The 21,829-nt window shown below is 60.9% G+C and carries 24 protein-coding genes and 1 riboswitch; of the genes, 5 read left to right on the forward strand and 19 right to left on the reverse strand.

All coding sequences use genetic code 11. The features are described 5' to 3' along the window. Nucleotides 1–41 precede the first annotated feature (41 nt). The 14 genes from F8N44_RS05640 to cobO all read right to left on the reverse strand — a co-directional run bounded on the left by F8N44_RS05640 (nt 42) and on the right by cobO (nt 11,637). Nucleotides 42–602: a glutathione peroxidase gene (locus F8N44_RS05640; protein WP_150649646.1), complete on the reverse strand. Its 561-nt coding sequence runs from the start codon at nt 600–602 to the stop codon at nt 42–44. Nucleotides 603–656: 54 nt separating this feature from the next. Beyond that, nucleotides 657–779 carry a hypothetical protein gene (locus F8N44_RS32020; RefSeq protein WP_263597098.1) on the reverse strand — a complete coding sequence of 41 codons (123 nt, stop codon included), beginning with the start codon at nt 777–779 and terminating at the stop codon, nt 657–659. Further along, entirely contained in the window at nt 776–1,984 is a 1,209-nt protein-coding gene (locus tag F8N44_RS05645) for an MFS transporter (RefSeq protein ID WP_150649647.1), read from the reverse strand. Before F8N44_RS05645 ends, F8N44_RS32020 begins: the two co-directional genes overlap by 4 nt. Nucleotides 1,985–2,037: 53 nt before the next feature. Further along, entirely contained in the window at nt 2,038–2,442 is a 405-nt protein-coding gene (locus F8N44_RS05650; RefSeq protein ID WP_007919794.1) for a MarR family winged helix-turn-helix transcriptional regulator, read from the reverse strand. 174 nt (nt 2,443–2,616) lie between these two features. Next, nucleotides 2,617–3,348, reverse strand: a complete 732-nt coding sequence (locus tag F8N44_RS05655; protein ID WP_150649648.1) for an adenosylcobinamide-GDP ribazoletransferase — start codon at nt 3,346–3,348, stop codon at nt 2,617–2,619. Nucleotide 3,349: 1 nt separating this feature from the next. After that, a complete protein-coding gene (gene cobC / locus F8N44_RS05660) occupies nt 3,350–3,925 on the reverse strand; it encodes an alpha-ribazole phosphatase family protein (RefSeq protein WP_150649649.1) in 576 nt (191 codons plus the stop codon). Then, complete coding sequence (cobT, locus tag F8N44_RS05665) at nt 3,922–4,977, reverse strand: nicotinate-nucleotide--dimethylbenzimidazole phosphoribosyltransferase (RefSeq protein ID WP_150649650.1); 1,056 nt, start codon at nt 4,975–4,977, stop codon at nt 3,922–3,924. Before cobT ends, cobC begins: the two co-directional genes overlap by 4 nt. Next, nucleotides 4,974–5,495, reverse strand: a complete 522-nt coding sequence (gene cobU / locus F8N44_RS05670; protein WP_150649651.1) for a bifunctional adenosylcobinamide kinase/adenosylcobinamide-phosphate guanylyltransferase — start codon at nt 5,493–5,495, stop codon at nt 4,974–4,976. The genes cobT and cobU overlap by 4 nt, the downstream gene beginning before the upstream one ends. Before the next feature lie 148 nt (nt 5,496–5,643). Next, entirely contained in the window at nt 5,644–7,095 is a 1,452-nt protein-coding gene (locus F8N44_RS05675; RefSeq protein ID WP_150649652.1) for a cobyric acid synthase, read from the reverse strand. Beyond that, nucleotides 7,092–8,084 (reverse strand): threonine-phosphate decarboxylase CobD, encoded by a 993-nt coding sequence (gene cobD / locus F8N44_RS05680; RefSeq protein ID WP_150649653.1) that lies wholly within the window; start codon nt 8,082–8,084, stop codon nt 7,092–7,094. The genes F8N44_RS05675 and cobD overlap by 4 nt, the downstream gene beginning before the upstream one ends. Beyond that, nucleotides 8,077–8,985 (reverse strand): adenosylcobinamide-phosphate synthase CbiB, encoded by a 909-nt coding sequence (cbiB, locus tag F8N44_RS05685; protein ID WP_150649654.1) that lies wholly within the window; start codon nt 8,983–8,985, stop codon nt 8,077–8,079. Before cbiB ends, cobD begins: the two co-directional genes overlap by 8 nt. Further along, nucleotides 8,982–9,632 carry a 5,6-dimethylbenzimidazole synthase gene (bluB, locus tag F8N44_RS05690; protein ID WP_150649655.1) on the reverse strand — a complete coding sequence of 217 codons (651 nt, stop codon included), beginning with the start codon at nt 9,630–9,632 and terminating at the stop codon, nt 8,982–8,984. The genes cbiB and bluB overlap by 4 nt, the downstream gene beginning before the upstream one ends. Before the next feature lie 47 nt (nt 9,633–9,679). Then, nucleotides 9,680–11,029: a cobyrinate a,c-diamide synthase gene (locus F8N44_RS05695; RefSeq protein WP_150649656.1), complete on the reverse strand. Its 1,350-nt coding sequence runs from the start codon at nt 11,027–11,029 to the stop codon at nt 9,680–9,682. Next, nucleotides 11,026–11,637, reverse strand: coding sequence for a cob(I)yrinic acid a,c-diamide adenosyltransferase (gene cobO, locus F8N44_RS05700; protein ID WP_003223053.1), 612 nt, complete (start codon nt 11,635–11,637; stop codon nt 11,026–11,028). Before cobO ends, F8N44_RS05695 begins: the two co-directional genes overlap by 4 nt. Nucleotides 11,638–11,716: 79 nt before the next feature. Further along, a riboswitch (cobalamin riboswitch) is annotated at nt 11,717–11,947 on the reverse strand. 163 nt (nt 11,948–12,110) lie between these two features. Here cobO and F8N44_RS05705 point away from each other — a divergent pair. Then, the gene (locus F8N44_RS05705) at nt 12,111–12,695 is read left to right on the forward strand and encodes a hypothetical protein (protein ID WP_150649657.1); all 585 of its coding nucleotides are present in this window, start codon (nt 12,111–12,113) and stop codon (nt 12,693–12,695) included. Between the two features lie 66 nt (nt 12,696–12,761). After that, nucleotides 12,762–14,075: a PQQ-dependent sugar dehydrogenase gene (locus F8N44_RS05710; protein ID WP_150649658.1), complete on the forward strand. Its 1,314-nt coding sequence runs from the start codon at nt 12,762–12,764 to the stop codon at nt 14,073–14,075. Between the two features lie 133 nt (nt 14,076–14,208). On the opposite strand, the gene F8N44_RS05715 is transcribed toward F8N44_RS05710, so the two are convergent. The 5 genes from F8N44_RS05715 to F8N44_RS05735 form a co-directional block, all read right to left on the reverse strand. Beyond that, nucleotides 14,209–14,745, reverse strand: coding sequence for a C40 family peptidase (locus F8N44_RS05715; protein ID WP_150649659.1), 537 nt, complete (start codon nt 14,743–14,745; stop codon nt 14,209–14,211). Between the two features lie 219 nt (nt 14,746–14,964). Then, nucleotides 14,965–15,582 carry a C40 family peptidase gene (locus F8N44_RS05720; RefSeq protein WP_007919826.1) on the reverse strand — a complete coding sequence of 206 codons (618 nt, stop codon included), beginning with the start codon at nt 15,580–15,582 and terminating at the stop codon, nt 14,965–14,967. 214 nt (nt 15,583–15,796) lie between these two features. Further along, nucleotides 15,797–16,501, reverse strand: a complete 705-nt coding sequence (gene hda / locus F8N44_RS05725) for a DnaA regulatory inactivator Hda (RefSeq protein WP_007919828.1) — start codon at nt 16,499–16,501, stop codon at nt 15,797–15,799. 206 nt (nt 16,502–16,707) lie between these two features. Next, entirely contained in the window at nt 16,708–17,781 is a 1,074-nt protein-coding gene (locus F8N44_RS05730) for an AI-2E family transporter (protein WP_150649660.1), read from the reverse strand. Nucleotides 17,782–17,815: 34 nt separating this feature from the next. Further along, the gene (locus F8N44_RS05735; protein ID WP_150649661.1) at nt 17,816–18,874 is read right to left on the reverse strand and encodes a DUF2066 domain-containing protein; all 1,059 of its coding nucleotides are present in this window, start codon (nt 18,872–18,874) and stop codon (nt 17,816–17,818) included. A 373-nt stretch (nt 18,875–19,247) separates the two neighbouring features. Between F8N44_RS05735 and purM the strand changes: the two genes are divergently transcribed. Genes purM through F8N44_RS05750 form a run of 3 tightly spaced genes read left to right on the forward strand, consistent with a single transcriptional unit; the run spans nt 19,248 to nt 21,678 of the window. Continuing rightward, complete coding sequence (gene purM / locus F8N44_RS05740) at nt 19,248–20,306, forward strand: phosphoribosylformylglycinamidine cyclo-ligase (RefSeq protein ID WP_007919839.1); 1,059 nt, start codon at nt 19,248–19,250, stop codon at nt 20,304–20,306. Next, entirely contained in the window at nt 20,306–20,956 is a 651-nt protein-coding gene (gene purN, locus F8N44_RS05745) for a phosphoribosylglycinamide formyltransferase (RefSeq protein ID WP_150649662.1), read from the forward strand. Before purM ends, purN begins: the two co-directional genes overlap by 1 nt. A gap of 8 nt (nt 20,957–20,964) precedes the next feature. Beyond that, nucleotides 20,965–21,678 carry a DUF3108 domain-containing protein gene (locus F8N44_RS05750; protein WP_127926356.1) on the forward strand — a complete coding sequence of 238 codons (714 nt, stop codon included), beginning with the start codon at nt 20,965–20,967 and terminating at the stop codon, nt 21,676–21,678. The last annotated feature ends 151 nt before the right edge of the window (nt 21,679–21,829 follow it).

Raw genomic sequence — 21,829 nt, forward strand, 5'->3', positions numbered from 1 at the left:
GCGTGCCGCAGCTCCTACAAAATCATCGCCGGCCTTCGGATTCAAGGTTTCAGCGGTTTTGAGGCGATGGCCTTCTCGATCGCAGCAATAAATTCCGGATCATCGGGCTTGGTCAGGCTGGAGAAATTGGCGATGACCTTGCCTTGCCGATCGACCACATATTTGTAGAAATTCCACTTCGGCGCGCTGCTCTGTGCGGCCAGCACCTGGAACAGATGCGTAGCGTCATCGCCACGGACCTTCTGCGGCTCGGTCATATTGAACGTCACGCCGTAATTGGCGTAGCAAACCTTGGCGGTCTCGGCGCTGTCCTTGGACTCCTGCTTGAAGTCATTGGAAGGCACGCCAAGCATTTGCAGCCCTTGCGACTCAAAGCGCTTATGCAGCGCCTCAAGGCCTTCGAACTGCGGCGCAAAACCACAGAAACTCGCGGTGTTGACCACCACCAACGGTTTGTCGGCGTACTGCTTGCACAGATCGATGGATTCCTTGGCTCGCAACTTGGGCAGCGAGCCTTGCAGCAATTCGGGACAGTCAGCGGCCTGGGCCAAACCAGTCAACGCCATCAGCAACGCGGGAACAGCACACCAGCGCATCAGCATGTCGAATATCCTTGAGCAGTCATCAGAGTTTGACGGTACTCGCCATGCCTGTTTCTAGCAAATGCTCATGTCCAACTGCATCAGGGCCAGACCACCCTGATGCCAGCCCCACCACACCAGCGCCAGCAATGCGGCGCCGAGTGCGCTGATGACGATTCGTGGCCAGAGTTGACTCATACGGCGCTCGCAGCGGCTTGCAGGCGCGCGACCGGCCGCTCGCGCACCGGCCAGTTCAGCGCGGCCGCCAGCAAGCTAAGAAGAATTGCCACTTGCCAGATCAAGTCATAACTCCCGGTTCGGTCATACACCACCCCGCCCAGCCAGCCGCCGAGGAACGAACCCAACTGATGGAACAGGAACACGATACCGCCGAGCATGGACAGATTTCGCACACCAAACAAGGTCGCCACCGTACCGTTGGTCAACGGCACCGTCGACAACCACAAGAAGCCCATGGCCATGCCGAACAGGTACGCCGACATGGTCGTCACCGGCAGCCACAGGAACAGCACGATCACCACGGCGCGCAGCAGATACAACGCGGTCAGCAAGCGCGGCTTGGACATGCGCCCGCCGAGCCAACCGGCGGTGTAGGTGCCGAAGATATTGAACAAGCCGATCAACGCCAGCACCGTCGTGCCAACGCTGGCTGGCAGATGCTGATCGACCAGATACGCCGGCAGATGCACACCGATGAACACCACCTGAAAACCGCAGACGAAAAAGCCGAATGCCAACAACCAGAATCCGGAATGCGAGCAAGCTTCCCGCAGGGCTTCGGAGAGGGTTTGTTCATGACCCAGCACCGGCAGCGGTTTGTCCTTGAGCATGCTCACCAACGGCACGATCATCGCCACCAGCAGCCCCAAGACCAACAGTGCCGCCGACCAGCCGAGCCAGCCGATCAACCCGAGGGTGCCCGGCAACATGGCGAACTGGCCGAACGAACCGGCGGCGCTGGCAATGCCCATGCCCATGCTGCGTTTCTCCGGCGGCACGGCGCGGCCGACGACGCCGAGAATCACCGAGAACGAGGTGCCGGAAAGGCCGATACCAATCAGCAAACCGGCGCTCAGCGACAGCGTCACCGCTGAGTCCGACAGCCCCATGCACACCAGACCCAGCGCATACAGCACACCACCGATCAGCACCACTTTGGCCGCGCCGAAACGGTCGGCCAGCGCACCGGTAAACGGCTGCGCCAGACCCCAGATCAGATTCTGCAAAGCGATGGCGAAGGCGAACACCTCACGCCCCCAGCCGAACTGCGCACTCATCGGTGACAGGAAAAGACCGAAACCATGCCGCACGCCCAATGACAACGCCAGGATCAGCGCACTCCCGACCAACACCCAACCGCACGTACGCCACATCGATGTCATTGTTATTCTCCGCTTGCGGGTATATACCCGCTTGAGTTTGGAAAAAACCGGCCTCAGGCCAGTTCATCCAGCAATCTGAGCAAGGTTTCACGCTTCTCGGCACCCAGTCGATCGATCAACCGCTGCTGCGCCGCTTCCCAGGCCGGCAGTGCTGCTGCCAGGCGTTGCACGCCGGTTTCGGTGAGTTTGACGATGCGGTTACGCATGTCCTCACCCTCGGCCAGCGCCACCAGCCCCTCGCCTTCCAGCACCCGCAGATTGCGCCCGAGGGTGCTGCGGTCCAGCCCCATCGCTTCGGCGAGTTCCGAGATGCTCGGTTGATCCAGACGCTGCAGATTGCACAGCAAAGAATACTGGGCAACGTTGATCCCGAAGCCGTCGAGAGCGCCGTCGTAATGCCTGCTGACGCCACGAGCGGCGCGACGCAGGTTGGTGCACAAACACTGAGATGGAAGCATGATGCGTGTATATACCCGCGACTGTGTTAAATCAAGTTACAGATGAGTTTACCCATAACATTGTGCTGCCTGACAAACCGCTTTCGCGAGCAGGCTCGCTCCCACATTTGCAATGCGATCCCCTGTGGGAGCGAGCCTGCTCGCGAAGAGGCCAGCACAGACAATCCAAAACTGTCAGACCAAAACCAATCCAGCCAACACCACCATCTCCAGCAATTCCAGCAACGCCCCCGCCGTATCGCCCGTCGTCCCGCCCAACCGCCGCATCATCACCTGCCGCAGCCAGACAAACACACAGACACCAATCACCAGCGCAACGACGGCACTGAACCCGGCAATCACCACGCAAGCCAGCGCACTGAAGCCCAGCACCCACCACCCGGCCTTGCGCGGCAAATGATCCGCCAACGCCTGCCCCAATCCACCCGCGCGCACATATGGCGTAGTCAGAAACAACCCAAGCAACGCCGCCCGTCCGAGCAACGGCACGATGATCAACGCAAGGCCTTGCTGTTGCTCGATCAGCGCCAACAGCGCCGCAAACTTGAGCAACAACACCAACACCAGCGTGACCACCGCAATCGGCCCGCTGCGCGGGTCCTTCATGATCGTCAGCGTGCGCTCGCGATCACCAAAACCACCGAGCCAGGCATCGGCGCTGTCAGCCAGACCATCCAGATGAAGTGCACCGCTGAGCAGCACCCAAACCGTCAACAGTAATGCCGCATGCAGCAACAACGGCGCGCCGCTCAAGGCGAGATTCAGCGCCCACAGGATCAAGCCAAACAGCAACCCCACCAACGGATAAAACAGCAACGATCGCCCAAGCTGTTCCGGTTCGGGCATCCCCGGCAACCGAATCGGCAGGCTGCTGAGAAATTGCAGGGCGATCCACATCGGCAACATATCAGTGACCGTCCCTGAGCGAACCGTCAGCATCGACCGTCAGCGCAAACAACGCTCCGTGAGCGACTTCGACATTGAGCAGTTGTTCGCGCGGCAGCCCGCGCGCTTGCGCCAGCAACAGGCGCATCACGCCGCCATGACTGATCAGCAACACCCGCTCACCGGCGTAAGCACTGTGCAGACGCGCAATTGCCGCCAGCACCCGAGCCGCGAACTCGCTGACCGGTTCACCCTGCGGCGGCGTAAACGAATACGGATCGGCCCAAAACAACCCCAAGGCCTCGGCATCGGTCTCCATCAACGCGGCCGCGCTCTGCCCTTCCCACGCACCGAAATGCAGTTCCTGCAGATCCTTGTCCAGATGCACTGACAGGTTCAGTTGCTCACCCAGCTCTGCGGCAAACCGTGCGCAACGTTGCAACGGCGAACTGACGATCCGATCCCACGGCCCGCCCTCGACCACGGCTGCACGCATTTGCGTCCAGCCCTTTTCGGTCAGCGCATCGTCGAGGCTGCCGCGCAAACCACCGCCGAGCTCAGTTTCACCATGGCGCAGCAGATCCAGTTGCAGGGTCATGCCGGACGATCCGCTACCGCAGCTTCAGCAAACGTCGCCATCTGCCCGTGCAGATCGCAAGCCAAGCGCAACAGAGGCACCGCCAGCGCAGCGCCACTGCCCTCACCCAGACGTAAACCGAGTTCCAGCAACGGCTCGGCCTTCAGGGTTTCCAGCACATGGCGATGCCCCGGCTCGGCACCACGGTGACCGAACAACAGCCACTCGCGACAGGCCGGATTCAAACGCACCGCCACCAGCGCCGCGACTGTGCAGATAAAACCGTCGACCAGCACCGCGACGCCTTCTTGAGCCGCTGCCAGATACGCACCGATCAGCGCGGCGATTTCAAAACCGCCGAGATTGAACAGGGTTTGCAAGGCATCGCCACGCTGTGCCGCGTGCAATGCCAGCGCACGCTCGATCACTTGTGCTTTATGGCTGACACCTTCGGCATTCAGCCCGGTGCCGGGACCGGTCAGATGCGCCACCGGGCAATCGAGCAAGGCACAGGCCAATGCGCTCGCCGCGGTGGTGTTGCCAATGCCCATTTCGCCACCGATGAACAGCTGCGCGCCCGCCGCTTTTGCTCGCAGCAGACTGTCGCGACCGGCCTGCAACGCGAGTTCGCCCTGGGCCTGAGTCATTGCCGCGCCCTGAGCGAAGTTCGCCGTGCCCGCGCCAATGTTCAAATGACGCACACCCGGCAGGTTCAGCGCTGGATTCACGGTACCCAGATCGACCACTTCCAGCTGCGCGCCGAGCTGCCGCGCCAACACACTGATCGCCGCACCACCGCTGACAAAGTTGAGCAGCATCTGCCCGGTGACTTCCTGCGGGAACGCCGAAACACCTTCAGCGACCACGCCATGATCACCGGCAAAAATCGCGATCCACACTTGCGAGAGTGTCGGCTTGACCTGGCCTTGCAGACCGGCCAGTTGCACCGCGACCGATTCCAGACGCCCCAGCGAACCCGCCGGTTTGGTCAGTTGCTGTTGCCGTGCCGTCGCTTGTTCAACAACGCTGAGATCGACCGGTTTGCACGGGTTCAGCCACCAGGTTTGAGTCATAACGCAGGTCCTTTCAAAGTCAGGGGCAGGCCGGCAACGGTCAGGACAACACGCTGACAGCGCTCGGCCAGAGCTTGATGAAGCCAACCGGCTTCATCGACGTAGCGGCGAGTCAATTCGCCCAGCGGCACGACACCCATTCCGGTCTCGTTGCTGACAAAAATGATTTCACCCGGCAGCGAGACCAGGCATTCGAGCAGGGCTTCGCGCTCGGCGACGAGGCGTTCGGCGTCGTCGAGCATCAGCAGATTCGTCAGCCACAAGGTCAGGCAATCGACCAGCAGGCAACGCTCGGCGCTGGCGCTTTCGCGCAGGACGCGGGCCAGTTCCAAGGGTTCTTCAATGAGTGCCCATTCGACGGGACGGCGGGCGCGGTGATGGGCGACGCGATCGCTCATCTCGCCATCGAGGGGTTGGCTGGTGGCGATGTAAGTCACGGCCAGGCCGCTATCGCTGGCTAGTTTTTCTGCCAGGCGACTTTTGCCGGAGCGGGCGCCGCCGAGGATCAGTTGGAGCATGGGTTCATCCAGGAAAATTCAAGTGAGACAACCGCCGCTTTCGCGAGCAGGCTCGCTCCCACAGGGTTATGAGTTGTACTCAAAATGTTTGGCTAACCGCATTCACTGTGGGAGCGAGCCTGCTCGCGAAGAGGCCAGCACAGGCAACTCAAATCCCACAGAGCCGACGCAACAGATCAGTATCCAGATGCTTCTCCACCAGATCCGCCAGCCGTTCGATATCGCGCTCGCGCAAGCCGTGATAATCCACCGTCTGCACATCGCTCAACCCGGCCCAGCGCAGCAACGCCGCACTCGCCGCCGGCGATTCGAACAGACCATGCAGATACGTGCCGAGCACCTGCCCGTCAGCACTCTGCGCACCGTCGCAACGGCCATCATCCAGATGCACCGCAGCACTCTCCAGCGCCGGTCCGCTGGTCACGCCGGCATGAATTTCATAGCCGCTGACGTCGGCATCTTCCAGCGCCAGCCGTCCACGCACATTGCGCAACTGCTTCTCGGCTTCAAGTGTGGTTTCGAACGCCAGCAAGCCCAAACCGGCACTCGTGCCCGGCGCGCCTTCGAGGCCGAGCGGGTCATGCACCTGCTCGCCGAGCATCTGCAGACCGCCGCAGATCCCCAGCACTTTGCCGCCGTAACGCAAGTGCCGAGAGATCGCCGTATCCCAGCCATTGGCGCGCAGATAAGCCAGATCGCTGCGCACGCTTTTCGAGCCCGGCAGAATGATCAGGTCAGCCGCCGGAATCGCCTGCCCCGGGCCGACGAATTGCAGATCAACTTGCGGATGCAGGCGCAGCGGATCGAAATCGGTGTGGTTGCTAATGCGCGGCAGCACCGGCACCACCACTTTCAACACCTGCTCAGCCTTGTCGGTCTGGCGCTGATCGATGCCGTCCTCGGCTTCCAGATGCAGATCCATCACGTAGGGCAATACGCCCACCACCGGTTTGCCGGTACGCTGTTCCAGCCAGTCAAGGCCCGGTTGCAGCAAGGCGATGTCGCCGCGAAAACGGTTGATGATGAAACCTTTGACCCGCGCCTGTTCACTCGGCGAGAGCAACTCCAAGGTGCCGACCAGATGCGCGAAAACCCCGCCGCGATTGATGTCGGCGATCAGCAGCACCGGGCAATCCACCGCCTCGGCAAACCCCATGTTGGCGATGTCGCCAGCGCGCAGATTGATCTCTGCCGGCGAGCCTGCGCCTTCAACCATCACCAGTGGATACGTAGCGCTGAGCCGTTCGTGGGATGCGAGCACCGCTTTCATGGCGATGGCTTTGTAGTCGTGATAAGCCACGGCATTCATCGAAGTCACGGCGCGACCATGGATGATCACTTGTGCGCCGGTGTCGCTGTTCGGCTTGAGCAGCACCGGGTTCATGTCGGTGTGCGGATCGAGAAATGCCGCTTGCGCCTGCACCGCTTGCGCGCGGCCAATCTCACCGCCATCAGCGGTCACCGCGCTGTTGAGCGCCATGTTCTGCGGCTTGAACGGGACGACCGCGACACCTTGGCGGGTCGCCCAGCGGCACAGCGCCGTCACCAGTGTGCTTTTACCGGCATCGGAGGTGGTGCCTTGCACCATCAGGGTGGTCATGGGTGGTCCTTGGCGAAAGCGCTTAAAGCGTGTTCGAGACGCGCCTCTTCAGCCGCGTCGGCGGGCAGGCCAAAACGCAAACTGCTGTTGTGGGTAAAGATGCGCAGGAGAATGCCGCGACGGGCCATGAACCCGTGCAACGCCTCGGCGTGTTCGGTGATCAGCCACTGGAACAGCGCGCAACCGCCCTGCGGCTTGAAGCCGTAGCGTTCAAGCAGCGCCACCAGCCGCTCACTGGCCTCATCGCTGCGAATCCGTTGGCGTGTGTGCCCTTCGGTGTCTTGCAGACAGGCCTGACCGAGCACCCGCGTCGGCCCACTCACCGCCCATGGCCCGACCTGTTCGGCGAGCAGCTTGAGCAACTTGCGCTCGGCTAGCACAAAACCCAGACGCACGCCGGCGAGGCCGAAAAACTTGCCGAACGAACGCAACACGATCAGCCCGACTTGATGCGCATGCGGCGCCAGGCTCAGTTGCGGCGTGTTGTCCATAAAGGCTTCATCGACCACCAGCCAGCCACCGCGCCGGGCGAGCCGCGCATGCCAGTCGAGCAGGCGTGCCGGGGTCAGACTCAGGCCGGTCGGGTTGTTCGGATTGACCACCACCAGCACATCGAGGCTGTCGAGAAAGAACTCGACTTCCTGCTCCAGCACTTCGCGCACAATATAGCCGCTGCGGCGCCAGGCTTCGGCATGTTCGGCATAACACGGTGACAACACGCCGACTTTGCCGGCGCGGCGCAAACGCGGCAGCAACTGGATAGCCATCTGCGAACCGGCCACCGGCAGCACCTGCGCGGCACCGTAGTAATCGCACGCAGCTTGTTCCAGACCGTCGTCGGTTTCCGGCAAACGCGCCCAGGCGCGCAGCGGGATGTCCGGAATCGGAAATGGCCATGGCGCGAGGCCGCTGGACAGGTCGAGCCAATCCGCTTCGGCGATGCCGTAATCGAGTGCCGCCTTGCGCAGCCGGCCACCGTGCTCAAGCATAGAATTCAGCCCCCACGCAGAGAATCAGCAGCCATAACCATACGCCGCGCTGGACCAATTGCCAGCCACGATCAATGGAATCTGCGTCAGCCGCTGCGCCCTCGCCAAGCTGAGGACGGTCGTGAAGTTCGCCGTGGTAAATCGCCGGCCCACCCAATTCCACGCCCAGTGCACCAGCGCCGGCCGCCATCACCGGACCGGCGTTGGGGCTGTCCCATTGCGGCGCCTGGGTGCGCCAGCACTTCAGCGCGAGTCGGGTTTTGCCGAGCAGCGCGTAGGTCAACGCCACCAGACGCGCAGGAATGTAGTTGAGCACGTCGTCGATTTTCGCCGCCGCCCAACCGAAACGCTCGAAGCGTTCGTTGCGATAGCCCCACATCGCATCGAGCGTATTGCTCAAGCGATAGAGCACCACGCCCGGCGCACCCGCCACGACAAACCAGAACAGCGCGGCGAACACCGCGTCACTGCCGTTTTCCAGCACCGATTCGGTGGCGGCGCGGGCGACGGCGGTGCTGTCGAGTTCATCGGTCTGGCGGCTGACCAGATAGCCGACGCGTTTGCGCGCCTCGTCCAGATCTTCCGCGCGCAACGCGGCGGCGACCGGCGCGACATGCTCGCCGAGGCTGCGCATGCCGAGGGCGCAATACAACGCGAGAATCTCGACGACCCAACCCACGTACGGCGCCCAGGAAAACGCCGTGGCGAGCAAGGTCAGCGGCAGCACCGCGATCACCCACGCGGTGACGCCATGGCTGCGCCAGCCACGACCACCGGCGTTGAAACGTTGCTCGATGCGCCCGGCAAAATTGCCGAACGCCACCAGCGGATGCCAGCGTTTCGGTTCACCGAGCAGCGCATCCAGCGCAACCGCAGCGACACTCAACAACGCCACACTCATTGACTCACTCCCCAATAATTCTCAAACAGCAACTCATTGAGCGGACGCGCCTGCGCCCACCCTTCGAGTACCAGCATCGGCGCCGGATAGAATTCCTTGACCGGACCCAGACATAAAACCGCCAGAGGTTTTGCGCCTTCGGGCAACTTCAAAAGATCAGCCAGTGCCTGAGGCTCGAACAGTGAAACCCAACCCATGCCGAGGCCTTCGGCGCGCGAGGCCAGCCACAGATTCTGGATCGCACAAGACAACGACGCCATGTCCATTTCCGGCAGCGTGCGGCGCCCGAAAATGTGTTTTTCGCGATCATCCATCAGCGCCGCGACCAGCACTTCGGCGCAGTCGTTGATGCCTTCGACCTTGAGCTTCATGAACTCGTCACTGCGCTCGCCGAGGGCTTCAGCGGTGCGCACGCGTTCTTCTTCCACGAGGTTCTGGATCTGCCCGCGCAGGCTGCGGTCGCTGATGCGGATGAAGCGCCAGGGCTGCATCAGGCCGACACTCGGGGCCTGGTGGGCGGCTTCCAGTAGTCGGCGCAGCAGCTTCGGCTCGACCGTGCCGCCAGTGAAGTGGCGCATGTCGCGGCGTTCGGCGATGGCTCGATAAACCGCTTCGCGTTCGGCTTCGGAAAATGTGTTGTCGGTCATGGCCTCTTCGCGAGCAAGCTCGCTCCCACATTGGACGGGGTGCTTGCTCAAGAAACGCGATCCCCTGTGGGAGCGAGCTTGCTCGCGAAGGCGGCCTCACGGTCTGGCGCAAACAACGCGGCAATCGCAGTCGGATTCGACGGAAAATAGAAGTGCACATAAGAAGCCGTCATCCGCCCTTCCCGATAAACCGCCTCAGCACCGCGCCCGCCATTCGGGCTCAAGCCACGGGCAATCGGCGTCAGTTCGGTGGTGGTCAGGGAATGATGATAAGTGTGCCCACGCAGCGAGCCCTCCGGCAGATCGACCGCTTGCAACGCCAACGCCGCCAGACGCTTCTGCATCACCGCATCGCCCTTAAGCAGGCCGACCAGTTCGGCGCGAGTGCCTTCAACGTCCGTCAGCGAATCGAGCAGATACAGCATCCCGCCACATTCAGCGAGCAACGGTTTACCCGCTGCATGATGCGCGCGAATCGCTTCAACCATCGCGGTGTTCTGCGCCAGCGCAACGTGGTGCAACTCCGGATAACCACCGGGCAGATACACGCTGTCCGCTTCAGGTAATTGCGTGTCACGGATCGGCGAGAAGAAACTCAACTCGGCGCCCATCGCCCGCAACAGATCGAGACTCGCGCCGTAGGTGAAGGCAAACGCTTCATCACGGGCGACGGCGATTCGTACATTCTTCAGCAGTGGCTCGACAGCGATGATGTCAGGCGCGGCGAACTCAACCGCCGGTGGCAGCGCTACCTCACAGCTGCTGGCGAGAGCGTCGGCAGCGGCGTCGAGACGCACATCGAGGTCATTCAGTTCGCTGGCCTGGACCAGGCCGAGATGGCGGCTCGGCAGTTCGATACCGGTCTCGCGGGACAGTGCGCCGTACCAGCGCAAACCTTCAGTAAGGCTACCTTCGAGCAATTGCGCATGACGCAAGGTGCCGACACGATTGGCCAACACGCCGGCAAACGGCAGGTCCGGCTGATACTTCGCCAAGCCCAGTGCCAGCGCACCAAAGGTCTGCGCCATCGCCGTTCCGTCAATCACCCCGAGCACTGGCACACCGAAGTGCCGCGCCAGATCAGCGCTGGATGGCGTGCCGTCGAACAGACCCATCACGCCTTCAATCAGAATCAGATCCGCCTCGGCGGCGGTTTCCCACAACAGACGACGACTTTCCTGCTCGCCGACCATCCACATATCCAATTGATACACCGGCGCACCGCTGGCGCGCTCGAGAATCATCGGGTCGAGAAAGTCCGGGCCGCATTTGAACACGCGCACCTTGCGCCCCTGATTGCGATGCAAACGGGCGAGCGCGGCGGTGACGGTAGTCTTGCCCTGACCGGAGGCCGGCGCGGCGATAAGTACCGCCGGGCAGTGACGTGGTTGATTCAAAGTTCGACGCCTTTCTGCGCTTTGATGCCGGCCTGGAAGGCGTGTTTGAGCATGCCCATTTCAGTCACGGTGTCGCCCATTTCAATCATTTCCGGCTTGGCCGCGCGACCGGTGACGATCACGTGCTGCATCGGCGGACGCGCCTGCAAATCGCTGAGCACCTGATCGAGATCGAGGTAGCCGTGCTTGAGGGCGATGTTCAATTCGTCGAGCACCACCAGCCCGATCGACGGATCGCGCAGCAGTTCGCGGGAGACGGCCCACGCCGCTTCGGCAGCGGCGATGTCGCGCTGACGATCCTGGGTTTCCCAAGTGAAGCCTTCGCCCATCACGTGGAAGCGCACCTGCTCGGGGAAGCGGCGGAAAAACAATTCTTCGCCGGTGCTGTTACGGCCCTTGATGAACTGCACCACGCCGCACTGCATGCCGTGGCCCATGGCGCGGGCGAGCATGCCGAACGCCGAGCTGCTTTTGCCTTTGCCGTTGCCGGTCAGCACCAGCACCAGGCCACACTCGTCAGGCGAGTTGGCGATGCGTTCGTCGATCACGGCTTTTTTGCGCTGCATACGCGCCAGATGGCGTTCGTCGCGCTCGGGGGAATCAGTCATGGGGAGCTCTCCGTTGAGGCTGGATAACGGCGGGCAGGCACAAGAATAGACGGCAAAAAGCCTGGCATCGCCCACCGTGATGCCGCTGGATGGATCAGGCCGGTCTCCGGGCTCATGAGCGGCGTTGGCCTGACTGCGCGCCTTCCCGCTTCTTTCGAGGCAGTGGCTCAAGGCGCAGTTTTCACTCATTTACCGTTGCGGGGGCAGCGCCGGGATCGTGGTAGTTCTTCGCTTGAAGACAACCCTCACCGGCTTCCCTGTTTCACTCTGTCGACGCAGGTCACAGAGCACCTGAAACAAGCCGCGAAGGTTAGAGGGTTGGGGGTGGAGCGTCAATTAAAGAGGCGGCCATCGGGCGAATAACTGCCGCCGATCAATTATCTGCCGCCAATCTTGTGCCACACTGATACAAGTGATATCAAAGAGCCATGCTTTTCCCGAAAAGCCTACCACAACAATAAAGGATGATGACGATGCAAGGCATGATCATCAGCAACCCGCGCCTGGAATTCCTGCGCCCGGTGCTTGAACGCTGGTTTGACTGTATCGACCGTTACAACGCCGTGCGCGGCGACAGCGACACCCCTTACTGGCACGACGAGAAAGCCAATCTCGGATTGCTCTCGGCGGCGGCCTGGATGGCCGAGCTGGTCACTTTGAACGACACTGTCACGCGCAAACAGAATGAAGAAGGCGAGCGCAATGCCCGCGCGGATCTGCTCCTCGCCGGCGCCGAAGACCGCGCCTTTATCCAGGCCACCCAGCGCTGGCCAAAGGTTACCAACCTCAACCTGACCCAAGCCCTGCTCGACATCACCAACGACGCCAAACGCATCAGTTATGCCAGCGACCTCAAGCTCGGCTGCCTGTTTGTCGCGCCGCAAAAAGCCCAGCACAGCGCCAGCCCCGAAGAGCTGCAGGACATGGTCGACGACCTGCAAAAGGAACACACTTGCGCTGTCGCCTGGTATTTCCCTTACGCCTATCGCAAATTGCGCAGCGAAGCAGGCAACTATCACCCGGGCATTGCCGTGCTGTTCAAGGAAGCCCGCGGCTGAGCAGTTGAACCATCGGGCTTGCGCCCTCGTCTATGATTAGGAATGCATTCATAGGGAAGATCAGCAATGCGCAAGCCCCAGCTCGTTTTTGTCATCGCCTTCGCCGGAGGGCTCGCCGCCTGCGGTGAAACCTCCAGCCTGCAAGTCTCCGACGGCACCGGCCCGTCACCGAAACTGCCCGAACCGAACAAGACCCTGATCCCGACGGTGAACATCGCCCCGGCGATCGGTTGGCCCGAGGGCGGCAAACCGACCGCGGCCGCCGGCACTCAGGTCGCAGCATTCGCCGAAGGCCTCGATCATCCGCGCTGGCTCTATGTGCTGCCCAACGGCGACGTTCTGGTGGCGGAAACCAACGCCCCGCCGAAGCCTGATGACAGCAGCGGCATTCGTGGCTGGGTGATGAAGAAAGTCATGGGTAAAGCTGGCGCGGGCGTGCCGAGCCCGAATCGCATCACTTTGCTGCGTGACGCCGATCACGATGGCGTCGCTGAGACGCGCACGGTGTTCCTGCAAAACCTCAACTCACCTTTCGGTATGACGCTGGTCGGCAACGACCTGTACGTCGCCGATACTGATCGCCTGCTGCGCTTCAACTACGAACCCGGCGCGACCGAGATCAAGTCGCAGCCAATCAAAGTTGTCGATTTGCCCGGCGGCACGCTGAATCACCACTGGACCAAAAACGTCATTGCCAGCAAGGACGGCAGCAAGCTGTACGTCACGGTCGGCTCGAACAGCAACGTCGGCGAAAATGGTCTGGATAAAGAAGAAGGCCGCGCGGCGATCTGGGAAGTCGATCGGGCGACCGGTAATCACCGCATCTTCGCCTCAGGCATCCGCAACCCCAATGGCCTGGCCTGGGAGCCGAAAAGTGGCGCGCTGTGGACAGCAGTGAATGAGCGCGACGAGATCGGCAGTGATCTGGTGCCGGACTACATCACCTCTGTGAAGGATGGCGGTTTCTATGGCTGGCCGTTCAGTTACTACGGTCAGCATGTCGATGTGCGTGTGTCGCCACAAAAGCCTGAGCTGGTGGCCAAAGCCATTGCCCCGGATTACGCCGTCGGACCGCACACTGCGTCTTTGGGCCTGACGTTCGCTGAGGGCAACAACCTTCCGGCGCAGTTCAAGGAAGGTGCCTTTATCGGCCAGCACGGCTCGTGGAACCGCAAACCGCACAGTGGCTACAAAGTGATTTTCGTGCCGTTTACCGGCGGCAAGCCGAGCGGCAAACCGGTGGATGTCCTGACCGGCTTCCTCGACAAGGACGAGAATGCATTGGGCCGGCCAGTGGGCGTGGTGATCGATCAGCAGGGTGGTCTGCTGGTGGCGGATGATGTTGGTAACAAGGTGTGGCGAGTCTCAGCCACGAAGTGATGTTGAATGTGACCTGAAACAACTGTGGGAGCGAGCCTGCTCGCGAATGCATAGTGTCAGCCTCCATTGAGTTGTCTGATACACCGCTTTCGCGAGCAGGCTCGCTCCCACACTAGAACGGCTGCGATTTTTACTACGGGTTATGCGCCAGATGCTCCGGCTGCAACACCCGCTTGGCACTCAGATAAGCCTTCTGCCAATACGCCTTCGACAGACTGTCCAGCTTCACCGTGCCACCGGTGGCCGGTGCGTGCACAAAGCGCCCTTCTCCGACGTAGATCCCCGCATGACTGACCTGCGAGCCGCCATTGGTGGCGAAGAAAATCAGGTCGCCAGTCTGCAAACCTTCTTTGCCAACGTTCGGCGCCTGCATGACGATCATTTCGCGCGTGGAGCGTGGCAGTGAAATCCCCGCCGCATCACGGTAGACAAACCCGATCAGCCCACTGCAATCAAAACCCGAATCCGGCGTGTTGCCGCCCCAGCGATAAGGCGTGCCGACCAGGCCAAGCGCGCGAAACAGCACGTCTTCAGCAGCCGGCGAAAAAGCCTGAGAGGGGCCGAACACGACCGGCGCGCGAACCACCGGCGCAGGTGGCGGTGTGCGACTGGCGCAGGCGCTGAGCAGCGCTACGCAGAGCATCAATGTGAGGCGGGCCGACATCGTCATAAGCAGAACATCCTGATCTGGCTGCGGCTTTTTCTGCCGATGGACAGAAAAGAAAACCGCCTGCGTGAGCACGCAGGCGGTTTGCCATCAATATAGATTCAGGATTCTAGCGGCTACGCGGCAAACTTCAAGTAAGACTTTAACTTCACCTTGTAAAGTATACGTCTACTCCGTTGCCGGAAGCCCGATTGTCGCCGCGAACGCAGCGACAACGGAGGATTACTTGCGAGCAGTGACTACAGTCGGAGCGTTGGCCAATGCGCGTTTCGCTTCGATGAAAGTCTTGCTCCAGTAGCTGTCACCCAGGCTGTCGATGCGAACACCGCCGCTGCGACGACTGCTGGAGTGGATGAACTGGTTGTCACCGAGGTAGATCCCGGCGTGACTGACACGACCGCGACGACCGTTGGTGGCGAAGAACAGCAAATCGCCCGGCTCAAGGTTGCTGCGCGAGACCAGTGGCGCATCGACGTTGATCATTTCGCGAGTCGAGCGCGGCAGGTTCATGCCGGCTTCTTCGCGGAACAGGTAGCCGATGAAACCGCTGCAATCGAAACCGGCTTCAGAGGTACCGCCGAAACGGTAACGGGTACCGATCAGGGACATGCCGCGCTCGAGGATGCTGTCGGCCAGAACAGGAAGCTGATAAGGCTTCTTGCCATTGAATTCATTGAGTTCTTTTTCGGTGTCCAGCTCTTCCTGGTAAATAACGGAAGACTGGGCCGTGGCAGAATTTTTAACCTGTTGAGGCTGCTCTTGAACTGGAGAATGAGCAGCGCAACCGTACAACAGGGTGACGAGTGCGAGAGGCACGAGGGGTGCGAAGCGCTTTAGCATGGGCACGACCGTGGCTGATAGTTGTAAAGAAGCCGAGACTATGCCCGCTATCAACCTCATTTGCAAATTCAATCGATCTTTTTGTGACTTCTCGGTTTCTCGTTTACATCTAAGCGCTTAAGCCCATTTGAATCGATACGCGGCCTGCACACCCTGCAGGAAAGCGGATTTTCTGGCGCCTGAAATATGCCGAGACACGCTGAAAGCCGCGCCGTTACCAGCCTAGCGTTTCTTTCAGAAAGGGAATTGTCAGCTTGCGTTGAGCCTGCAAAGAGGCCTGATCGAGCTGTTCAAGCAAATCAAACAGCGCACTCATGCTGCGGGTGCCGCGAGTCAGAATAAAATGCCCGACCTCATCGGTCAGGTGCAGACCGCGACGCGACGCGCGCAATTGCAAGGCGCGCAATTTGTCTTCATCGGAAAGCGGACGCATCTGGAAAATCAGCGCCAGCGTCAGGCGCGATTTCAAGTCAGCCAGTTTGACCGGCAATTCACGCGGAGAAGTGGAAGCGGCAATCAGCAAGCGCCGACCGCTGTCACGCAGACGGTTGAACAGATGAAACATCGCCTCTTCCCAGTCAGCCTTGCCGGCGATCACCTGCAAGTCATCCAGGCAAACCAGTTCGTACTGTTCAAGGTTATCGAGGATTTCGACGCCGCGATCCATCAACTCGGCCAACGGCAAGTACACCGCCGGCTCGCCCATCTGCTCGAATCGCAGACACGCCGCCTGCAACAGATGCGTACGCCCTACGCCGTGCTTGCCCCACAGGTAGATCAGGCTTTCTGTCCAACCGGCGTCGGCTTCGCATAGACGCTCGACATAGCCGAGTGCAGCGGCATTGGCGCCTGGGTAGTAGTTGATGAAGGTGGCGTCGTCACGCAGACGCACACCTAGGGGCAGCTGAATCGGTTTCATGCTGACTGAACAGTTCTCAAGGAACCGTTAGTGGCCTCTGTGTAAAGTTTGCGAAGTTTATACCCGTGAAGCTGAGCGCACAATGCGACAGAGTCCAAGCAAAATCAAAGGTTTGCGTTAACACGCTGGTTTTATGGCAGATTCTTTGGCGCCAGCGCCTGCAGGACGCGGGCCAACCCGGCTATTCGCCGGGCCGCCCCGCCCGATTACAACTCCGGTTCGTCCATACCGCTATAAATGTCAGAGTCCTTGTACAAATCGTGCACATGGCGCACCAGCACCATGATCACCGCCGCCACTGGCAACGCCAGCAACACGCCGGTGAAACCGAACAGCTCGCCGCCGGCCAGAATCGCAAAGATCACCGCCACCGGGTGCAGACCGATACGATCGCCCACCAGCAACGGTGTCAGCACCATGCCTTCCAGCGCCTGACCGACCATGAACACCGCGACGATCCCGACCATCGGGTACAGGTCGCCACCGAACTGGAACAACCCGGCAATCAGCGCCGCGCCAATACCAATCACGAAGCCCATGTACGGCACGATCGCCGCCAGACCCGCGATCAGACCGATCAATAGCCCCAATTCCAGCCCGACAATCATCAGGCCCGCTGCGTAGATCACGCCCAGCGCCACCATCACCAACAACTGACCGCGAACAAACGCGCCCAGTACCTCATGACATTCGCCGGCCAGCGATACGATGGTCTCTTCCCGATCACGCGGCAGCAGGCTGCGGATCTTGGCCATCATCACGTCCCAGTCGCGCAGCAAGTAGAAACTTACCACCGGGATCAATACCAGATTCGCAAGCAGACCGATCAGCGCCAGGCTCGATGCCGTGGCCTGGCTCAGCACCACACTGACGATGTCGGTGGTCTGGCCCATGTGTTCGCTGATCGCCGCTTTGACCTTGTCGAACTTCCAGAAACCATCCGACAGCCCCAGCTTCGCCTGCGCCCACGGCAACGCCGTGTGTTGCAGCCAGTCGAGCATTTGCGGCGCCAGTTCGTACAAACGCAGTAACTGCTTGGCGAGCATCGGCACCAACACCAGCAGCAACGCCGTGACGATCAACGTGAACAAGGCAAACACCGCGATCACGCCCCAGGTTCGCGACAAACCGAGCCGCTCCAGGCGATCCACCAGCGGGTCGAACAGATAAGCCAGCAGCAGCGCCACCAGAAACGGCGTAAGGATCGGGTGCAGCAACCATACAAATGCGCAAAGCAGGACAACCCCACCGAGCCAGAACCAACGCCGCGTATCGGCCATGTACCACTCCTGTTGCTTCTATATAAGGAAAGACTTACCAACGGAACCGCAACGACGGTGCCGCCGGGGTCGGGGCCGAAGCCGCGACCGGTGCGGCACCTGCAACCGCAGGCTGTGGCGGCACCACCGGAACCGGCGCCTCGGCCGGCAACTCCTGCAACTTCGCCAGCGACAACTGCGCACGAATCTGATCGGCACTGCCATTGACCCGATAGACGATGCGATCGCCGTCAACACTTTGCAGACGCACGCCAAACGGTTCGAGTAACCGTAACAGCGCTGCGTAATGCTCAAGATTCATACCTTGCACTTCCAGGGTCTGCTGACCCGAAGTGCCGGGTTTGGCCACGAAACGTGGCGCCAGACGCTCAGCCACCGCCAGCATCACCGCGTCCGCGACAGCAGCCTGATCGGCGCCCTGCACACTGCCCGCCTCTTTCTGATCGCCCAGCCACAAGTGCCACTTGGCTTGCCACTGTCCACCTTCTTCGCGGGCATGCACTGCCAGCAAAGCGTCAGCGTTGTAGCGTTCGGAAGCACCGCGCAGTGGCGCCGGATCCGTGCCCTCAAGCGCTGGCGCAGTGGCAACCAACTGCTCACTCAAATCAGCCAGCGGCAGACGCAACGGCAAGCCGCGGTGTTGCGCGGCCGTACGCAACGGCGCCGCAGCAGCCTGACCATCACCGACCAGACTCGAACCTTCAGCCGAATCGTTCAGCCACCAGCTCAGAATCGACGGGCGACTGGCGCCCCACACGGACAACCCGGCACGCCGCAACGCCTGCTCGGTGGTCGCCGGATCGAAATCGACCTTCAGCACCTCCGGTGGCCCGGCATCAAAACCGAACTGACTGATGATTTGCTGCGGATCCTTGCGAATCGCCGCCAGCCCCGGACTCTGCGGGGCTTTGGGATCACCCGTCAGGCGCAACACCAGGGTATCGAGCGCTGCCTGCGTGGCGCGATCACGTTCTTCCGGCGCCTGACCGTTGACCGGCTCGCGCACTTGATAAAGGCCTTTGAGGTTTTCGGCGTGACTCGCCAGGCTGATCAGAGACAAACAACCCACAAACAACAATTTACAAAAACGCATGGAGAATTCCCGTCGACAGGAGCGGCTGGAACACGCCGCGTGAACCGGTTGAGCAAGGCTGTGACAATCTGCCAGCACCAAACATTCACACGACAGCGGTAAGTTTTTGCACAGTGATAACGATAGACGGTTAATCGCCCCACCTTATACAGGCGTTCATACACCTCAATTGCAAAAAATTTCCGCTGATATGGCCCTGCCCGTCGGTGCGAGGATGGCCGCTGCCCCTCAAGCCTGATAAAATCGCGCGCCTTCGCAGACCGGCAACAGCCGGGCACCTCGAAACTCGCGTGAGGCCATCGCCCCCACGATTTCGAAGTTCCCGCTGAACTCGGTCGTTACCCCTGAATCCCCTCCCCTAAAGGCCTGGATCATGAGCAAGCAACCCTCCCTGAGCTACAAGGACGCCGGTGTAGACATCGACGCCGGTGAAGCATTGGTCGAACGCATCAAGAGCGTCGCCAAGCGCACTGCGCGCCCGGAAGTCATGGGCGGCCTGGGCGGTTTCGGCGCCCTCTGCGAAATCCCGGCCGGCTACAAGCAGCCAGTGCTGGTGTCCGGCACCGACGGCGTTGGCACCAAGCTGCGTCTGGCGCTGAACCTGAACAAGCACGACAGCATCGGCATCGACCTGGTTGCCATGTGCGTCAACGACCTCGTGGTGTGCGGCGCCGAGCCACTGTTCTTCCTCGACTACTACGCCACCGGCAAACTCAATGTCGACACCGCTGCCCAGGTTGTCACCGGCATAGGCGCTGGCTGCGAACTGTCGGGTTGCTCGCTGGTCGGCGGTGAAACCGCTGAAATGCCAGGCATGTACGAAGGCGAAGACTACGACCTGGCCGGCTTCTGCGTCGGCGTCGTGGAAAAATCGGAAATCATCGACGGCTCGAAAGTCGCCACCGGTGACGCGCTGATCGCGCTGCCATCGTCCGGCCCGCACTCCAACGGCTACTCGCTGATCCGCAAGATCATCGAAGTTTCCGGCGCCGACATCGAAAACATCCAGCTCGACGGCAAACCGCTGACCGACCTGCTGATGGCCCCGACCCGCATCTACGTGAAGCCGCTGCTCAAGCTGATCAAAGACACCGGCGCCGTCAAAGCCATGGCCCACATCACCGGTGGCGGCCTGCTCGACAACATCCCGCGCGTTCTGCCAAAAGGCGCTCAGGCCGTGGTTGACGTGGCTAGCTGGACTCGCCCTGCCGTGTTCGACTGGCTGCAAGAAAAAGGCAACGTTGACGAGACCGAGATGCACCGCGTGCTGAACTGCGGCGTCGGCATGGTCATCTGCGTGGCTCAGGAGCACGTAGAAGTTGCGCTGAACACCCTGCGTGACGCTGGCGAGCAGCCTTGGGTCATCGGCCAGATCGCTGCTGCCGCTGAAGGCGCTGCCCAGGTTGATCTGCAGAACCTTAAGGCTCATTAATGTCCGCAACCTGTAATGTCGTGGTGCTGTTGTCCGGCACCGGCAGTAACTTGCAGGCTCTGATCGACAGCACGCGGACCGGCGACAACCCGGTCCGCATCGCTGCAGTGATTTCCAATCGCGCCGACGCCTACGGCCTGCAACGCGCCAGTGACGCGGGTATCGCTACCCGCTCGCTGGATCACAAGGCATTCGAAGGTCGCGAGGCCTTCGATGCTGCTCTGATCGAACTGATCGACGAATTCAATCCGAAACTTGTGGTGCTGGCCGGCTTCATGCGCATTCTCAGCGCTGATTTCGTTCGCCACTACCAGGGTCGCCTGCTCAACATCCACCCGTCGCTGCTACCCAAATACAAAGGGTTACACACTCATCAGCGCGCGCTGGAGGCCGGTGACACTGAGCATGGCTGCTCCGTGCACTTCGTCACCGAGGAACTCGATGGCGGACCACTGGTCGTACAAGCAGTATTACCGGTAGAGTTGCACGACACGCCGCAGAGTCTGGCGCAGCGAGTACACGTTCAGGAACACCTGATCTACCCGATGGCAGTTCGCTGGTTCGCCGAGGGCAGACTGGCACTCGGTGAGCACGGTGCTTTACTCGACGGACAGTTACTCGCGGCCAGCGGCCACTTGATTCGAAACTAGGAGATATTATGCGTCGCGCCCTGCTCTTCGCTTGCGCTCTGCTCGCCCTGCCTTTCGCGCAGGCAGCGGACCTTCAACCGTTCTCCGCCAGCTACACCGCCGACTGGAAGCAGTTGCCTATGAGCGGCACTGCCGAGCGCAGCCTGGTCAAGGAAGCCAACGGTGTCTGGAAGCTCAGCTTCAAGGCCTCGATGATGATCGCCAGCCTGACGGAAGAAAGCACCCTGACCCTGGACAAGGACACTTTGCTGCCGCAGTCCTACCACTTTGAACGTGGTGGTCTGGGCAAAGCGAAAAAGGCTGATCTGGATTTCGACTGGAACAGCAAAATGGTCACCGGCACCGACCGTGGCGACGCGGTGAAAATCCCGTTGAACCGTGGCATGGTCGACAAGTCCACCTATCAGCTGGCGCTGCAGCATGACGTCGCTGCTGGCAAGAAGACCATGAGTTATCAAGTGGTCGATGATGGTGAGGTCGATACCTACGACTTCCGCGTGCTGGGCTCGGAAAAAGTCGAGACCAAGGCTGGCAAGATCGATGCGATCAAGGTCGAGCGCGTACGCGACCCGACACAAAGCAAGCGCACCACCGTGCTGTGGTTCGCCAAGGACTGGGATTACCTGCTGGTTCGCCTGCAACAGGTTGAAACCGACGGCAAGGAGTACAACATCATGCTCCAGGACGGCACCGTCAACGGCAAAACCGTTAAAGGCAGCTGATCCGCCACTACATCAAAGAGCCTCGCGAAAGCGGGGCTTTTTTTGTCTGCTGGATTGGAGATTTGTGCCTGGCTCGCCCCTCACCCCAGCCCTCTCCCGAGGGAGAGGGAGCCGACCGAGTTGTCTGGCGCCATGCATCGACCTGCATGAT

Source organism: Pseudomonas fluorescens, assembly GCF_902497745.1.
In the GTDB taxonomy this organism is placed as follows: Bacteria; Pseudomonadota; Gammaproteobacteria; order Pseudomonadales; family Pseudomonadaceae; genus Aquipseudomonas; species Aquipseudomonas fluorescens_BM.

Excerpts from the sequence above, each read along its gene's own strand:
- F8N44_RS05640 (WP_150649646.1), bottom strand. The coding sequence starts at position 602 with ATGCTGATGCGCTGGTGTGCTGTTCCCGCGTTGCTGATGGCGTTGACT.
- F8N44_RS32020 (WP_263597098.1), bottom strand. The coding sequence starts at position 779 with ATGAGTCAACTCTGGCCACGAATCGTCATCAGCGCACTCGGCGCCGCA.
- F8N44_RS05645 (WP_150649647.1), bottom strand. The coding sequence starts at position 1,984 with ATGACATCGATGTGGCGTACGTGCGGTTGGGTGTTGGTCGGGAGTGCG.
- F8N44_RS05650 (WP_007919794.1), bottom strand. The coding sequence starts at position 2,442 with ATGCTTCCATCTCAGTGTTTGTGCACCAACCTGCGTCGCGCCGCTCGT.
- F8N44_RS05655 (WP_150649648.1), bottom strand. The coding sequence starts at position 3,348 with ATGTTGCCGATGTGGATCGCCCTGCAATTTCTCAGCAGCCTGCCGATT.
- cobC (WP_150649649.1), bottom strand. The coding sequence starts at position 3,925 with ATGACCCTGCAACTGGATCTGCTGCGCCATGGTGAAACTGAGCTCGGC.
- cobT (WP_150649650.1), bottom strand. The coding sequence starts at position 4,977 with ATGACTCAAACCTGGTGGCTGAACCCGTGCAAACCGGTCGATCTCAGC.
- cobU (WP_150649651.1), bottom strand. The coding sequence starts at position 5,495 with ATGCTCCAACTGATCCTCGGCGGCGCCCGCTCCGGCAAAAGTCGCCTG.
- F8N44_RS05675 (WP_150649652.1), bottom strand. The coding sequence starts at position 7,095 with ATGACCACCCTGATGGTGCAAGGCACCACCTCCGATGCCGGTAAAAGC.
- cobD (WP_150649653.1), bottom strand. The coding sequence starts at position 8,084 with ATGCTTGAGCACGGTGGCCGGCTGCGCAAGGCGGCACTCGATTACGGC.
- cbiB (WP_150649654.1), bottom strand. The coding sequence starts at position 8,985 with ATGAGTGTGGCGTTGTTGAGTGTCGCTGCGGTTGCGCTGGATGCGCTG.
- bluB (WP_150649655.1), bottom strand. The coding sequence starts at position 9,632 with ATGACCGACAACACATTTTCCGAAGCCGAACGCGAAGCGGTTTATCGA.
- cobO (WP_003223053.1), bottom strand. The coding sequence starts at position 11,637 with ATGACTGATTCCCCCGAGCGCGACGAACGCCATCTGGCGCGTATGCAG.
- F8N44_RS05705 (WP_150649657.1), top strand. The coding sequence starts at position 12,111 with ATGCAAGGCATGATCATCAGCAACCCGCGCCTGGAATTCCTGCGCCCG.
- F8N44_RS05710 (WP_150649658.1), top strand. The coding sequence starts at position 12,762 with ATGCGCAAGCCCCAGCTCGTTTTTGTCATCGCCTTCGCCGGAGGGCTC.
- F8N44_RS05715 (WP_150649659.1), bottom strand. The coding sequence starts at position 14,745 with ATGACGATGTCGGCCCGCCTCACATTGATGCTCTGCGTAGCGCTGCTC.
- F8N44_RS05720 (WP_007919826.1), bottom strand. The coding sequence starts at position 15,582 with ATGCTAAAGCGCTTCGCACCCCTCGTGCCTCTCGCACTCGTCACCCTG.
- hda (WP_007919828.1), bottom strand. The coding sequence starts at position 16,501 with ATGAAACCGATTCAGCTGCCCCTAGGTGTGCGTCTGCGTGACGACGCC.
- F8N44_RS05730 (WP_150649660.1), bottom strand. The coding sequence starts at position 17,781 with ATGGCCGATACGCGGCGTTGGTTCTGGCTCGGTGGGGTTGTCCTGCTT.
- F8N44_RS05735 (WP_150649661.1), bottom strand. The coding sequence starts at position 18,874 with ATGCGTTTTTGTAAATTGTTGTTTGTGGGTTGTTTGTCTCTGATCAGC.
- purM (WP_007919839.1), top strand. The coding sequence starts at position 19,248 with ATGAGCAAGCAACCCTCCCTGAGCTACAAGGACGCCGGTGTAGACATC.
- purN (WP_150649662.1), top strand. The coding sequence starts at position 20,306 with ATGTCCGCAACCTGTAATGTCGTGGTGCTGTTGTCCGGCACCGGCAGT.
- F8N44_RS05750 (WP_127926356.1), top strand. The coding sequence starts at position 20,965 with ATGCGTCGCGCCCTGCTCTTCGCTTGCGCTCTGCTCGCCCTGCCTTTC.